The sequence below is a fragment of the Daejeonella sp. genome (genome assembly GCF_044232565.1).
Classification (GTDB): Bacteria; Bacteroidota; Bacteroidia; order Sphingobacteriales; family Sphingobacteriaceae; genus Daejeonella.
The window spans coordinates 1-14,894 of sequence record NZ_JBIILQ010000045.1; the positions used below are offsets into that span (position 1 = coordinate 1).

The following is a 14,894-nucleotide window of genomic DNA, read 5'->3' on the forward strand; positions in this document are numbered from 1 at the left end:
GAAGCATAGTAAATTCGCCTGCCACAACTAAATACGCTCCGATTGGCGCTAGGGCCAAGCCCAAACCCAAAACAAGGTGGCATAATGGCGTAAATCGTTTCGTATAGCTATAGCCAAGTACTACAGCTAGCGCTATTGGCGCCAAGTAAAAGCAGATTTTATTGATTAATAAGGTTGTAACAATAAAAAAAAAGCAATTTATAATGGTAAATATTAAAGCTTCGTTCGAGCTTATTTTACCGGATGGGATATCTCTTACAGCCGTTCTCGGGTTATGAGCATCAATATCTCTATCTAAAAATCGATTATAGGCCATAGCCGCATTTCGTGCAAAAATCATGCACAAAACCATTAAAAGAAGCTTAAACCAGTTGAATTCTTGTTCTGTGTTTGAAATAGCAAGAAAAAATCCAATAAATGCAAAAGGCATTGCAAAAATTGTGTGGGCAAATAATACCAGAGAAAAATATTTTTTCATGAACAAAAATTTTAATTGAGCTGGGATGCCAAATTAATTATGTGGTTTATGTTTTTTAAGACGTTTTAACGTGTAAACGACTTATTTAAATCATTAATAAAGTTTAATATCTCTTCACGTCCTTGTTGTGTTTCTGCAGAAGTGATATAATGCATTGGAACCTCTTCGAAAATTTCTAGCAATGATTTTCTAAATTTTGCCACATTTTGATCTGTTTTAACCTTAGATTGTTTGTCGGATTTGGTAAAAACTAATTGGAATGGTAATCCATTCTCACCAAGCCATGAACAAAATTCAACATCAATTTTTTGTGGAACAAGTCGGCTATCAACCAAAACAAATACACATTGTAAATTTTCTCGGTTTCTAAGGTAAAAACTTATGAATTTTTGCCATTCTCCACGGTTACTTCTTGATGTTTTGGCATAGCCGTAGCCTGGAAGATCAACTAATTGCCAATTTTCATTAATTAGAAAGTGATTAATTAACTGTGTTTTACCGGGTGTTTGAGAGGTTTTTGCAAGTCCCTTTTTCTGGACAAGCATATTAATTAAAGAAGATTTTCCTACGTTTGAGCGGCCAATAAAGGCATATTCTGGTAATTCAGGAGGCGGCAACTTATCTGTCCTCGTATTACTGCATTGAAATTCTGCGCTTTTTATGATCATGTTGCAAAGGTAGAATAATGACTGCAATGTTTAAAGCCTGTATCTGTAATTCAATCTGTTATAGGTCATTTTTAATTATTTTCTAACGAAAAGCTATAATAGCTTTATCATCTCATGCTTGAATCCATTATCTTTGCGCATGTCAAAAGTTGTACGGCCTTATCAGGATTCTGATGCTACCAAAAAGGAGCAGGTAGCGAGTATGTTTAATAATATTTCAGGTACCTATGATTTCCTGAACCATTTCTTATCACTAGGAATCGATATGATCTGGAGAAAAACAGCCATTAAGGAACTTTTGAGAGATAAACCTACTTTAATTCTTGATGTAGCTACCGGGACTGGTGATCTTGCTTTTGAAGCTATAAAAACTCTAAATCCTGAAAAAGTAATCGGAATTGATATTTCAGATGGTATGCTCAGTATTGCCAGAGAAAAGATTATTAAGCGTAAAATGCAGGATAAATTTGAAGTTCGTTTAGGCGATTCTGAAAAACTACTTTTTGAAAAAGATACTTTTGATGCTGTGACTGTTGCTTTTGGGGTTCGAAATTTCGAAGATTTGGAAAAAGGACTCAGCGATATGCTTAGGGTTTTGAAACCAGGTGGAAAAGCTGTAATACTAGAGTTTTCAAAGCCGAAGGTTTTTCCAGTCAAACAGGCTTATAATATATATTTTAAGTATGTTACTCCTACTATTGGACGAATTTTCTCAAATGATAGCAGTGCGTACACTTATCTTCCAGAGTCTGTGGCCTCATTTCCTGATGGAGAAAAATTTAATATGCTAATGCAGAAAGTTGGCTTTCAAAACACCCAATTTCGTCCTTTAACGTTTGGTATTTGTTCCATTTATACGGGTGTTAAATGAAAATAAAAGCAATTTTCTTATTACTATTCTTTCTTATTTCCGGCAAAATGCGTGCTCAGGAGAATTATGGGGGAGGTGTAGATCAGGAAAGAGTTAATTTCGGGTTTCACTTTAAATACATCTCATCAGAATATAAAATTCAAAAGATATCCAATTGGAGAGGCCCTTTTAACGATCCAAATACCTTAAATCCATTAATTGGTAGTCCCCTAGTGAGTTTAAGCTCGCCTCCAACACAAGGTTTCGGTTTAGGCTTCGTTTCTGATTATAAAATTGGGACAAATATGAATCTGAGATTTACTCCGGGAATGATTTTTTCGGATGCCATTGTTGATTATGAATTTGAGGACTCCAATTTATTTATTCAACAGGTCGTTCAAGGGACTATGATAGACTTTCCTTTGGGAATAAAAATAAAATCTAATAGAAGAAAAAACTTTAGAGCTTATGTAATTGGAGGTGCCAAATACACCTTAGATATCATTTCAAAAAAGAAAAGAGATGACTCCAATTTAATTGCAGAAGCTAAGTTTTTAAAAAACACTAAAAATAATCTTTGGTATGAAGCAGGTATAGGTTTCGATTTGTATTTTGAGTTTTTCAAAATGTCGCCTGAAATCAAATTCTCTCAAACTAGGAGGAGTGTTTTGTTAGATTTTGATAGATTGGAAAATCCATATGTAGCCCCCATCGATAAGCTATTTATAAGGAATATACAGTTCAGTCTGTTTTTTGAATAGCTTTCTAATGGAGTTTATAAATTCGAATTTTAAATTATTATGTCTAAGATAGTTTTAATCACAGGAGCAACGGCTGGAATTGGCGAGGCTTGTGCGCGCCTATTTGCTCAACAAAATTATGACCTTATCCTTACAGGTAGAAGAACCGAACGTTTGGATGCTCTAGCCACTCAATTAGTGTCCGAATTTGGAATCCGTGTTAATACCATTACCATGGATGTTCAAATAAAGGAAGATGTAGCTAAGCTTGAAATGTTAACAGATGAATGGAAGAAAGTTAATATACTTATTAATAATGCAGGTTTATCCCAAGGTTTAGATCCAATAAATTCTGGGAGTACTACAGATTGGGAGGTAATGATTGATACCAATATTAAGGGATTGCTTTATGTTACCAAATTGGTTTCAAACTGGATGATTGAAAATGGTTCAGGACATATAATTAACATTGGTTCTATTGCGGGCAAAGAAACTTATTTAAATGGAAATGTTTATTGTGCTACCAAACATGCAGTAGATTCCCTAAACAAGGCCATGCGAATCGACCTTTTACCCTATAAAATTAAAGTTACTGCCATTCATCCTGGAGCTGTTGAGACTGAGTTTTCTGAAGTCCGATTTCATGGCGATAAAGAACGTGCAAAAAAGGTTTATGAAGGTTTTGACGCTCTAAATGCGCATGATATTGCAGAAACTATTTGGTTTGTTGCTTCTCGTCCTCCACATGTTAATATAAATGATATCTTGGTTATGCCTACTGCTCAGGCTAATACATCACATCTTTTGAGGGAATAATGACTATTTTTACAGTTTTTACAATCCTCAATTGCTGTTAATTTGTTTTAATTGTTCTCAAGTAATTAGGATTGTGTAATTTTAAAAAAAACTAAGTAATTATTAAATTCTTAAATTAATGTCTCTTCAACAAACTATTGATCAGGATATAAAAACAGCTATGCTGAATAAAGACAGTGTGCGGCTTCGCGGACTAAGAGCCATTAAGGCTGCATTATTGCTTGCAAAAACAGAGAAAGGTGCTGAAGCAGGTGTGTCTGAAGAAATGGAAGTACGGGTACTTCAAAAGCTTGTTAAGCAACGTAGGGAGTCTGCGGATATTTACCAAGCACAAAACCGTGAAGATCTTTATGAGATTGAAAATGAGGAATTGCAGGTTATTGAGGCCTTCCTTCCACAGCAAATGGATCGTGTTGCCATTACATCTTATATTAACGAAACTATTATTCGTGTAGGTGCCACAAGCATGAAGGATATGGGAAAAGTAATGGGTTTGGTTAATAAAGAATTAGCAGGAAAAGCTGATGGAAAAACAATTTCTGAAGTAGTAAAAGAAATATTGGGCAATTAATTAAAAATGATTCTGTTCTTTAAGTATAAAATTAATTTTATACTATTTAAGATTTAGATTATATCTTAGCATGAAACAGAATATATGTACTTAACAATTCTATGGAGTTCTCGATAAAAGAAGAAAACGGTTTTAAATATATTGATGAAGGTGAGGGTGAGGTACTTATACTGCTTCATGGCTTGATGGGGGCACTTAGCAATTGGACCGATGTAGTGAATGAATTCAAAAATGAGTATCGTGTTATTATTCCGTTATTGCCTTTATACGACTTACCACTGTTAACAACAGGGGTTAAGTCGCTAGCTAAATTTATTCATAAATTTGTAAAATATAAAAAGCTTAAAAATATCACTGTTCTTGGAAATTCTTTGGGTGGGCATGTAGGCTTAATTTATACTCTAAATCATCCTGAAGAAGTAAAAGCTCTGGTTTTAACCGGAAGTTCCGGTTTGTATGAAAATGCATTTGGTGGCTCTTTTCCAAGAAGAGAGGATTATGAGTTTATTAAAGAAAAAGTTCAATTTACCTTTTATGATCCAGCTACAGCAACAAAGGAGCTTGTTGATGAGGTTTATCAAATCGTAAACGATAGGATCAAAGTTATTAAGATTTTGGCAATGGCTAAATCTGCAATTAGGCATAATATGGCCAAGGATATACACAAGATCAAAGTGCCTGTATGTTTAATTTGGGGTAAAGACGATAAAATTACTCCCCCAGAAGTTGCAGTAGAATTTAATCAACTTCTACCTGATTCTGAATTAAATTGGGTTGATAAATGTGGTCACGCCCCAATGATGGAAAGACCCCTTGAATTTAATGCATATTTAAAAAAGTTTTTAGATCGCATTTATTAAATTTATACTATGTATGCACATGAACTTATATCTGATGCCATTACACCAGTAAGGTCCTCTGATCCTATACAGAAGCTTATTGATAAGATGTCTGATTTTCGGGTAAACCATCTGCCCATAATCGATAATAATCAATATATGGGTCTTGTTTCTGACCATGATATTCTAGAAGTTTCTGATCATACCCTGCCCACAGCTGCGCTTAGTTTATCTTTATATAGTCCATTTGTATTTGAAGAGCAGCATATCTATGATGTAATACGACTTTTTTATGAACAAAAATTAAGTCTGCTACCTGTTCTTGATGCTAATAAAAACTATAAAGGAGTAATTTCCATCAATACAATTATTGAGCACTTGGCTACTCTTACCTCTGCAAAAGATCCAGGTGGAATTATTGTACTTGAGGTAGATAATAGAAATAATTCTTTGTCGCATATAGCGCAAATTGTTGAATCTGATAATGCACAGATTTTAAGTTCTTTTGTTGAGTCGTTCCCTGATTCTACTAGACTTGAAATAACTCTTAAGCTCAATAGGACAGAAATATCATCTATTATAGCATCCTTTCTTAGGTACAATTATGTGGTAAAGGCCACCTTTAATGATATCAAATCTTACGATGGTACAAGCGATAGATATGATCAGCTTATGAATTACCTCGATATTTAATAAATCAACATGAAGATTGCAATTTACGGCAGGCAATTCAATAATACTGTATTACCGCATGTTCAACAGATTTTTAATATTCTGGCTGAGCATGATATTGAAACCTATGTTCATGATAAATACAATCAGTTCATAAGCGGTAAAATATATTCATCAAAGAAGCTTCAGACCTACCAAAATCATCAAGATCTTATTTCATCACAAGTTGATTTTATGATTAGCCTAGGTGGGGATGGTACATTATTAGATACAGTTACATTAATACGTGATTCGAATATTCCTGTTATTGGAATCAATTTTGGCAGACTAGGTTTTTTAGCTAGTGTAAATAAAGACGAAATAGCCTCTGCTATTAAAAGTCTGATTAACAAGGACTTTACCTTAGATAAACGAGTTCAGCTCTGTATCGAATCTGAACTTAATTTATTTGGGAATGAAAATTTTGCGTTAAATGATGTTACCATTCATAAGCGTGATACCTCTGCAATGATGATTATTCACGCCTATCTTAACGGTGATTTTTTAAATTCTTATTGGGCAGATGGTTTAATTGTAGCCACGCCAACAGGTTCTACAGCCTATTCTTTGAGCTGTGGGGGGCCAATTATGTTTCCTGGTTCTGGAAATATAGTAGTTACCCCAATTTCACCTCATAATTTAAACGTTAGACCCATCGTTCTGTCGGATAATAATGTGCTTTCTTTTGAAATCGAAGGAAGGAGCTCAAAATATCTCTTGACTTGTGATTCAAGGACTGAAGTAATTGATACTTCCATTAAAGTGAGTATTAAAAAGGCTGATTTTGGGATTAATTTAATTAGGCTAAATAATGAAAATTATTTATCTACGTTAAGAAATAAATTACTTTGGGGAATTGATACCAGAAATTACTGAAGCTAGCCTAAACTAAATGCATAGATTGATATTTATTGTTTTCTTCTTTTTAGGTACTACCGTGGTTTCGGCACAAACATGGGAAGTGGGTGGTTTTTTAGGGAGTTCAGGATATATGGGAGATATTAATCCTATTAGACCTCAAAAATTTACTGATTTTGCCTTTGGAGCACAATTAAAAAGAAATTTCGACGGGTTTTGGTCGGCAAAACTGGCCTATATGAATGGAAAAATACAGGGAGATGATGCCAAATCAACAAATCAAAGTCAGAGAGATAGGAATTTAAATTTTTATTCAGCAGTATCTGAGCTGTCGATGCAGGTTGAGTTTAACTTTTTTAAATATTTAGTTGGTGACATATATAGTTATGAAAACAAAAGGTTTAGTCCCTATATGTTTACAGGTATAGCATTGCTAAATTTTGAGCCGAAGACTAAATACAATGGGGATGAAATAACGCTTAGGCAAGTAGAAACTGAAGCGCTAACCTATAAGAATTATGCCATAAGTGTTCCTTATGGTGTGGGACTAAAATATAATATTAGTGATAATTTAAATTTAATTGGAGAAATTGGCTATCGCACGGCATTTACCGATTACCTAGATGATATTAGTGGGAGATATCCGGATTTTAGTGTGATTCCCATCAAAACTCCGATATCTCAAGCTTTGTCTGATCGCTCAATATTATCAAATATTGGAATTCCTGCAACACAGCGAGGTGATTTTAGACCGCGTGACACTTATATGTTTGCTGGAATATCGCTCACCTTTACTTTTGTGCCAATTAATTGTCCCACTTTTTAATGGTGATAATTAATGATTTTTATGAAAATATTAATTTTTCCCTTTTGATAAATTGAAAATTGTATGGTTTTTGAAAGCGCCTTTGTCTTTTTATTTCTTGTAGTAGAATAACATAATTAAGTCATAACTTTGCATTTCTAAATTTTGGGACGATTTTTAGCAAAGGTTTAAAATTATGACAAACCAAAATATTTTTTATTGTTAAAATGTTCCTGATTTTACGTTAAAAAGAGTCGATGAGTTTACTTGAACAGATAGATAAAGACCGTTTGCCAAAACATTTGGCAGTCATAATGGATGGAAATGGTCGTTGGGCCAAGGAGAAGGGGAAATTGCGTGTTTTTGGGCATCAAAACGGTGTTTTAGCTGTTCGTGATACCGTTGAAGGCGCTGTCGAGCTTGGAATCAAATATTTAACTCTTTATGCCTTTTCAACTGAAAACTGGAACCGTCCTAAGCTTGAAGTCATGGCTCTGATGGAATTATTGGTTTCTACAATCAGTAAGGAAACCAAAACATTAATGGACAATGGAGTACGACTGAATGCCATTGGAAATTTAAGTTCTCTTCCAGACAGATGTCTTCGTCAGTTGCAAGAAGCAATTGAAAAAACATCAGGAAATACAAACTGTACTTTAACACTTGCTTTAAGTTATAGCTCCAGATGGGAAATTACTGAAGCTGCTAAATCAATTGCCAGCAAAGTAAGGGATGGAGAATTAAAGACAGAAGATATTACTGAAGAACTTTTTGCAGCTCACCTAAATACAGCAGATATGCCGGATCCAGAATTGATGATTCGAACGAGTGGTGAGCATAGAATAAGTAATTATATGTTATGGCAAATAGCTTATTCTGAATTATATTTTACTTCGAAATTATGGCCTGATTTCAGGCGAGAGGACCTTTTTGAGGCTGTTATTGATTTCCAAAAACGTGAAAGGCGCTTTGGAATGACTAGTGAGCAATTGAACTAATTTCACTTTTAACACTTTTTAACAAGCGATTAGCTTATTTTAGCACCGTTAAACACAACAAATGAACCGCATTCTTATATTATTTTTCTTACTAATAACTGGTACTTCTGCAATGGCTCAGTTTGGGCGAACAGGGACGCCAACGCCTGCTAGACCTAGTTCAAACACTGATTTAAGCTACCTTAATCCTAAAGAATTGATTATTGGAGGAACAAGTGTTATTGGTACTGAGTTTTTGGATAAAGATGTTTTGATAACCATTTCAAAATTAACTATAGGTGATCGTGTTACGGTTCCTGGTGATGCAACATCTAACGCAGTTAAGAATTTATGGTTGCAGGGTCTCTTTGATGACGTTAAATTAAATATCACTGAAATTAGATCTGATACCGTATTTTTTGAAATCGCTGTGGTTGAACGTCCGCGTTTAACAAAAATTGAACTCTTAGGATTAAAAAAGGGCGAAATTACAGATGTAAACGAGAAGTTAAATGATAAATCGGGTAAGGTTGTTAATGAGAATCTCCTAAAAACAACAACAGACATAATCAAAAAACATTTTACCGAGAAAGGCTTTTTATTTACTGATGTAACTATTACTCAAAGGAAAGATACCTCAGAAGCGAATAATATCATTTTGGATATTAAAGTTGATAAAAATGACCGTGTTAAAATTAGTGAAGTAAGCTTTACTGGAAATAAAGATTTTAAAAGTAGTGCGCTCAAAAAATATCTAAAAAAGACTAAGGAAAGGGCTATTTACAAGGTGTTCGGTTCAGGGAAGTTTCTTCAGAACAAATACGATGAAGACAAGTTGACCATGATCTCAAAAATGCATGAAAAGGGTTTCCGAGATGCTGAGATAATCAAGGATACTACATTTCGTACCGGAGAAAATACCATTGGTGTGAAGATAGATTTATATGAAGGGCCTAAATATTATTTTGGAAATGTTACTTGGGCAGGAAATGCAAAATATTCAACCCAAGTATTGGATGCAATTCTTTCCATTAAAAAAGGAGAGGTTTTTAGTGAAAAGAAACTTGATAAGAAATTATCTAATAGCCCCGGAGGTGATGATGTTTCTTCTCTTTATTTAAATGATGGTTATTTAACGTTTAATGTTGATCCTGTTCAAACCAAGATTTATGGTGACACTATTGATCTTGAAATTCGTTTGTATGAGGGTCCTCAATACACCATTAATAAAGTGATGGTTAAGGGGAATGAATTGACAAATGATAAGGTAGTTCTTCGAGAGATTCGTACGAAACCGGGTCAGAAGTTTTCTAAGGAATTGATTGTTAGAAGTACTCGTGAGATTGCTCAACTTGGGAATTTTGATGATACGAAGACTGATCCAAAACCAATAAATATCAATCCCAATGATGGGACAGTAGATATTGAGTATACTGTAGTTGAAAAGCCATCCGATCAAATCGAATTGTCTGGTGGATTTGGAGGTGGTCGTGTTGTTGGAACTTTAGGATTAACTTTCAATAATTTTTCTGCACGAAATTTATTTAATATGAGCGCTTGGAAGCCACTACCTAAAGGTGACGGTCAAAAGTTAAGTATTAGAGGTCAGACCAATGGTAAGTTCTACCAATCCTATAGCTTTTCATTTTCTGAGCCTTGGTTAGGAGGTAAAAAACCTATTTATTTTGGAATTAGCGCATTTACTTCGCTACAGTCTAACGGACTAAAAAACATTGATATTAATCAGCAGAAAATTCGTTTGAATGGAATTACTTTTTCTTTAGGTAAGCGTTTGAAATGGCCTGATGATTATTTCCAGGCTAACACCTCAATTAATTTACAGCAGTATATTCTGAATAACTACAATCAGTTTATATTTTCAACTGGTAATTCTTATAACTTCAATCTAACTCAGGAAATTAGTAGAAGTTCTATTGATGCACCAATTTTCCCAACTTCTGGTTCTAATTTAAAGTTAACTATTCAGGCTACACCTCCTTATTCTTTGTTTAATAATACAAATTATGTTGTTGCAACCGATAAAGAGAAGTATCGCTTTACTGAATATCATAAATGGAAATTTGAATCTCAATGGTTCCAAAGAATATATGGTAAATTGATATTTAAAGCACAAGCTCAATTCGGATTTCTAGGTGTTTATAATCAAGCTGTAGGACAGTCAGCATTTGAGCGATTTAAGTTGGGTGGTGATGGTATGCAAGGTTTCGACTTCCTTCAAGGATCTGAAATTATTGCCATGCGTGGATATGCTAATAATTCAGTTATTCCTGCAGGAGCTGACCCAAGAATCGCACAGGGTTCTGGAAGCCCTATTTTCAATAAATATGTAATGGAGCTAAGGCACCCAATTACTGCTAGTCAGAGTGCAACAATTTTTGTTCTTGCTTTTGCTGAAGGTGGAAATACATGGAATAGTTTCAGAAATTTTGCTCCATTTAATATCAGAAGAACTGCGGGTGTTGGTGCAAGGGTATTCCTTCCGATTTTTGGATTGTTAGGAATAGATTATGGTTTTGCCTTCGATAAAATACCTGGTCTGCCAGACAATGGAAGAAATCCTTTTACGTTTAGTATTTCTCAAGCTATGAATGGAGGCTTTAACTAAATTACTTAATTATGATAATAAAGTAAATAGAAAAAGTCGTCTTAAATAGCTTTGAGCTTAATTTTAAGATTTTTAAATTGGATTTTGAACTTTAAAATATTCTTCAATTCGCAAAATAATTATACAGAAATGAAAAAAATCGTTATAATCGCATTATTATTAGTTCTTTCAGGAGTTGAAGGATATGCACAGCGATTCGCTTATGTTGATAGTGATTATGTTTTGAACTATATTCCAGAGTATAATTCAGCACAGAAGCAGCTTGATGCCTTATCAGAGCAATGGCAAAAGGAAGTTGATATTAAATTTGCAGCTATTGAAGATATGTTCAAAGCTTATCAAGTAGATCAAGTATTGCTGAATGGTGAAATGCGCAAAAAACGTGAAGACGAAATAATACAGAAGGAACAAGAAGCAAAGGAATTCCAGCGATTGAAATTTGGATTTGAAGGTGAACTTTTTCAAGTCCGTTCTAAATTGATAAAACCAATTCAGGACCGTGTTTCGAAAGCTGTTCAATCAATTGCTGAGGCACAACAACTGGATATGATATTTGATAAAAATAGCGAGATTACGCTTTTGTATGCAAATCCGCGTTTAGATAAAAGTAATGATGTTTTAACAAAACTAGGCTACAAGCCAGGTACAACCAAATAAATAAAATCTCACTAACCATAAACAAAAACAGACTACAAAAAAACAATGAAAAATTTACTAAAAATAGGAGTGCTTGCAGTAGGAATGATACTTTCAGTGAATGCGGCAAATGCACAGCAAAAACTTGGTCATATTAATTCGGCAGATCTTTTACAAGCAATGCCAGAAATGAAGGCTGCAGATGCTAGTTTCCAAACCTACGCTAAGGCAAAACAAACATCACTTGAGTTGATGGGAGCAGAGCGTCAAAAACTTGTAACTACTTATGAAGAGAAATACAAAACGCTAAGTGAAGCCAATAGAGTTGTTCTAGAGAAAGAATTAACAAGTCTTGGTGGTACAATTCAAGATCTTGAGAAACGTATTACAGAAGCTCAAGAAAAAGCTCAAGAAGAGTTAACAGCAAAACGTTCTGAACTTTATCAGCCTGTTTTTAAGAAAGCAGAAGATGCAGTTAAAGCTGTTGCGAAAGAAAAGGGCTTTGCTTATGTATTTGATGTTTCACAGCCAGGAGTGATTTACTTTGATGGTGGTGATGATTTAATTAACCTAGTTAAAACTAAATTGGGTATTGCAGCTACTCCTGCAGCCAAATAATTAGTAAGATCTATATAAAAATGCGAGGCTATTTGCCTCGCATTTTTTTTTGTTCAAAAATTTGATTTTGCTAATTATACCTTCTATTCGTGATTGGTTCAAAATAATATTCTATTTTTGGGAATGAGTTCAGCACTACCCATTGGGATTTTTGATTCTGGTATCGGGGGACTTACAGTGGCCAATGCCATTCGCAAGATTCTGCCTAAAGAACAATTAATATACTTCGGCGATACAGCCCACATGCCTTATGGGGATAAGTCGCCAGAAGCAATAAAATTTTATAGCCTTAAGATTGCTAAGTTCTTGTTGGATAAAAAATGCAAATTGATTTTAATTGCCTGCAATACGGCCTCTGCGCATGCTTATCATGAACTTCTTCATTTCTTGGGGGATAAAGTTCCAATTGTAAATGTAATTGATCCTGTGGTTGAATTGCTTGCTAGCTCATCTAAGCATGGAAGAATTGGGGTGATTGGAACAAAGTCAACGATTCGCTCTGATATTTATGCAAAAAAATTTAAGTCTATAAATCCTGAAATTCAAGTATCTTCCTTGGCTACACCATTATTAGCTCCTATGATTGAGGAAGGTTTTTTTAATAATACAATCAGTAATACTGTTATTAACTCTTATCTATCTTCCTCGAAATTGAAAAAGATTGATAGTCTAATATTAGCATGTACCCATTATCCCCTGATAAAGCCTGAAATACAAGCTTTTTACAAAGGTAAGGTGGAAATTATAAATACTGCTGAAATTGTTGCTCAGCATCTTAAAGAACGTTTAACTAGTCTCGAACTACTTAATACTGGCCCGATAAAAAAACATCAATTCTATATTTCTGATTATACACCATCTTTTGCTACTAGCACGCGCTTGTTTTTTGGTGAGAAAATTCATTTATCTTATAAGCCAATCTGGGACTAAGTTTTATAGCATGAATTACACTGCAATTTTACCCAGATTATTTAAGTTTGTATACATAAAGCATATAAATTGAATTTCTATCTGACATACATACTAGTTGCAAGTGCATTATTTGTGTTTACTTCCTTGTTTACCTTGTTTGCTGTGTATTCAGAGCGTAAAATTTCCGCTTTTATACAGGATCGTTTAGGACCAATGGAAGTTGGTAAATATGGTTCCTTGCAGTCATTTGCTGATATTCTAAAAATGCTCCAAAAAGAGTTTATAATCCCAAAAGCCGCAGATAAAGTCCTTTTTATTTTAGCTCCAATCATCATATTTGTCTCAGTTTATTTAGGATTTGCGGCATTGCCATGGGCTCCGGGACTTATTCCAGCGTCTCTAAACCTAGGTATTTTCTATATTTTTGCCATTCTATCCGTTGAAACTCTTGGTATTTTAATGGCAGGGTGGGGCTCGAATAATAAATATGCTCTGCTTGGCTCTATGCGCTCCGTTGCTCAAATGGTTTCCTATGAAATCCCTGCCGGCATCTCAATTTTATCGGTTATAATGATTTCTCAAACCTTAAATTTACAAGAAATTACAATCAAGCAAGGCATTCTTTCACTAGAGTCGGTTAAGTTTTTTGGTATTTGGGAGGTAAAGACAATTGGTGGATTTTTTGCTTGGAATATTTTTCAGGCACCTCATCTTATTCTAGCGTATCTTATTTATTTTATTGCCTCCTTGGCCGAATGTAATCGTGCACCCTTTGATATTCCTGAAGCTGAATCTGAACTGGTTGGTGGTTTTCATATTGAGTATTCGGGATTGAGGTTTGCATTTATATTTTTAGCCGAATACTCCATGATGTTTTTAGTCGGGATGATTGGCGTAGTTCTTTTTCTTGGCGGATGGAATAGTCCGCTGCCTAATATTAACAAGCTACCTCTTGCAAGTTGGACAACAGGAATGGGCTGGGGAATATTCTGGGTTCTTTTTAAGACATTGGCAGTAGTGGCGGTGCAAATTTGGATTAGATGGACTCTGCCACGCTTTCGTGTAGATCAATTGATGAGTTTTTGTTGGAAAGTTTTAACTCCACTCGCATTTTTGTGCATGCTCATTTCCGGAATTTGGCGATTAACCATGATGTAATACCATTGAAATTATATTGATAATTTTAATTAAAAATAGGCTTAAATAATAAGCCATATAAAATGATAAGAACAGTACTAAATGTGTTTAATACAGTTATTAAAGGCTTAAGATTAACGCTAGGTCACATTTTTGCTGCAACAGAAAGCAGAAAGGTGAAAGCAATATCCGATCCCAACTATTTCTCGCAAAAGTCAGGTATTACCACTATACAATATCCGCATGTAAAGCTGCCTGTTCCGGACGTTGGGCGATATCAACTGGATGTGGAAATGGACGACTGTATTGTTTGTGATCTTTGTGCCAAGGTATGCCCCGTTGATTGTATTGAGATTGAGAGTATTAAGTCTACCGAAGCAATTGGTAAAACCTCTGATGGTACCACCAAAAGACTATATGCAGCAAAATTCGATATCGATATGGGAAAATGCATGTACTGTGGTTTATGCACGGTCGTTTGCCCCACAGAATGTATTGTAATGACTGATACTTATGATCGGAGTATGTCTGACTTAAGCGAAATGACCTATAAGTTTTCAGATATGACCGCTGAAGAGGCCGATGAAAAGCGTTCAGCACTTGAAAAACTTAATGCCGACCGACTTGCAGCAAAACAAGTAAGCATGCTTCC

17 protein-coding genes are annotated in these 14,894 nt (G+C 34.7%); 15 read left to right on the forward strand and 2 right to left on the reverse strand.

The genetic code is table 11. From position 1 onward, the window contains the following. Both ACILQF_RS04270 and yihA read right to left on the reverse strand, forming a co-directional pair. On the reverse strand, positions 1-478 hold a 478-nt coding region (locus ACILQF_RS04270; protein ID WP_395626172.1), incomplete at its 3' end, for a UbiA family prenyltransferase. 65 nt (positions 479-543) lie between these two features. Next, positions 544-1,146 (reverse strand): ribosome biogenesis GTP-binding protein YihA/YsxC, encoded by a 603-nt coding sequence (gene yihA, locus ACILQF_RS04275; protein WP_395626173.1) that lies wholly within the window; start codon positions 1,144-1,146, stop codon positions 544-546. A 139-nt stretch (positions 1,147-1,285) separates the two neighbouring features. On the opposite strand from yihA, the gene ubiE reads away from it, so the two are divergent. The 15 genes from ubiE to ACILQF_RS04350 all read left to right on the forward strand — a co-directional run. Next, a complete protein-coding gene (gene ubiE, locus ACILQF_RS04280; protein ID WP_395626174.1) occupies positions 1,286-2,017 on the forward strand; it encodes a bifunctional demethylmenaquinone methyltransferase/2-methoxy-6-polyprenyl-1,4-benzoquinol methylase UbiE in 732 nt (243 codons plus the stop codon). Then, positions 2,014-2,757 carry a PorT family protein gene (locus tag ACILQF_RS04285; protein WP_395626175.1) on the forward strand — a complete coding sequence of 248 codons (744 nt, stop codon included), beginning with the start codon at positions 2,014-2,016 and terminating at the stop codon, positions 2,755-2,757. The genes ubiE and ACILQF_RS04285 overlap by 4 nt, the downstream gene beginning before the upstream one ends. Positions 2,758-2,796: 39 nt before the next feature. Next, the gene (locus tag ACILQF_RS04290) at positions 2,797-3,552 is read left to right on the forward strand and encodes an SDR family NAD(P)-dependent oxidoreductase (protein WP_395626176.1); all 756 of its coding nucleotides are present in this window, start codon (positions 2,797-2,799) and stop codon (positions 3,550-3,552) included. 118 nt (positions 3,553-3,670) lie between these two features. Next, positions 3,671-4,123 carry a GatB/YqeY domain-containing protein gene (locus tag ACILQF_RS04295; protein ID WP_395626177.1) on the forward strand — a complete coding sequence of 151 codons (453 nt, stop codon included), beginning with the start codon at positions 3,671-3,673 and terminating at the stop codon, positions 4,121-4,123. A gap of 101 nt (positions 4,124-4,224) precedes the next feature. Beyond that, positions 4,225-4,983 (forward strand): alpha/beta fold hydrolase, encoded by a 759-nt coding sequence (locus ACILQF_RS04300; protein ID WP_395626178.1) that lies wholly within the window; start codon positions 4,225-4,227, stop codon positions 4,981-4,983. A 9-nt stretch (positions 4,984-4,992) separates the two neighbouring features. Next, entirely contained in the window at positions 4,993-5,655 is a 663-nt protein-coding gene (locus ACILQF_RS04305; RefSeq protein WP_395626179.1) for a CBS domain-containing protein, read from the forward strand. Positions 5,656-5,664: 9 nt separating this feature from the next. Beyond that, a complete protein-coding gene (locus tag ACILQF_RS04310; RefSeq protein ID WP_395626180.1) occupies positions 5,665-6,549 on the forward strand; it encodes an NAD kinase in 885 nt (294 codons plus the stop codon). A gap of 16 nt (positions 6,550-6,565) precedes the next feature. Further along, positions 6,566-7,357 (forward strand): DUF6089 family protein, encoded by a 792-nt coding sequence (locus ACILQF_RS04315; RefSeq protein WP_395626181.1) that lies wholly within the window; start codon positions 6,566-6,568, stop codon positions 7,355-7,357. 236 nt (positions 7,358-7,593) lie between these two features. Next, positions 7,594-8,334 carry an isoprenyl transferase gene (locus ACILQF_RS04320; RefSeq protein ID WP_395626182.1) on the forward strand — a complete coding sequence of 247 codons (741 nt, stop codon included), beginning with the start codon at positions 7,594-7,596 and terminating at the stop codon, positions 8,332-8,334. 61 nt (positions 8,335-8,395) lie between these two features. Further along, positions 8,396-10,939 (forward strand): outer membrane protein assembly factor, encoded by a 2,544-nt coding sequence (locus tag ACILQF_RS04325; RefSeq protein ID WP_395626183.1) that lies wholly within the window; start codon positions 8,396-8,398, stop codon positions 10,937-10,939. Between the two features lie 129 nt (positions 10,940-11,068). After that, positions 11,069-11,596 carry an OmpH family outer membrane protein gene (locus ACILQF_RS04330; protein WP_395626184.1) on the forward strand — a complete coding sequence of 176 codons (528 nt, stop codon included), beginning with the start codon at positions 11,069-11,071 and terminating at the stop codon, positions 11,594-11,596. Positions 11,597-11,641: 45 nt separating this feature from the next. Then, on the forward strand, positions 11,642-12,193 hold the full coding sequence (locus ACILQF_RS04335) for an OmpH family outer membrane protein (protein WP_395626185.1): 552 nt from the start codon (positions 11,642-11,644) through the stop codon (positions 12,191-12,193). Between the two features lie 123 nt (positions 12,194-12,316). Beyond that, positions 12,317-13,123 (forward strand): glutamate racemase, encoded by an 807-nt coding sequence (gene murI, locus ACILQF_RS04340; RefSeq protein WP_395626186.1) that lies wholly within the window; start codon positions 12,317-12,319, stop codon positions 13,121-13,123. Positions 13,124-13,192: 69 nt separating this feature from the next. Further along, positions 13,193-14,263, forward strand: a complete 1,071-nt coding sequence (gene nuoH, locus ACILQF_RS04345) for an NADH-quinone oxidoreductase subunit NuoH (protein ID WP_395626187.1) — start codon at positions 13,193-13,195, stop codon at positions 14,261-14,263. 62 nt (positions 14,264-14,325) lie between these two features. After that, positions 14,326-14,894 (forward strand): 4Fe-4S binding protein (locus ACILQF_RS04350; protein ID WP_395626188.1); only part of this gene is annotated, 569 nt, incomplete at its 3' end.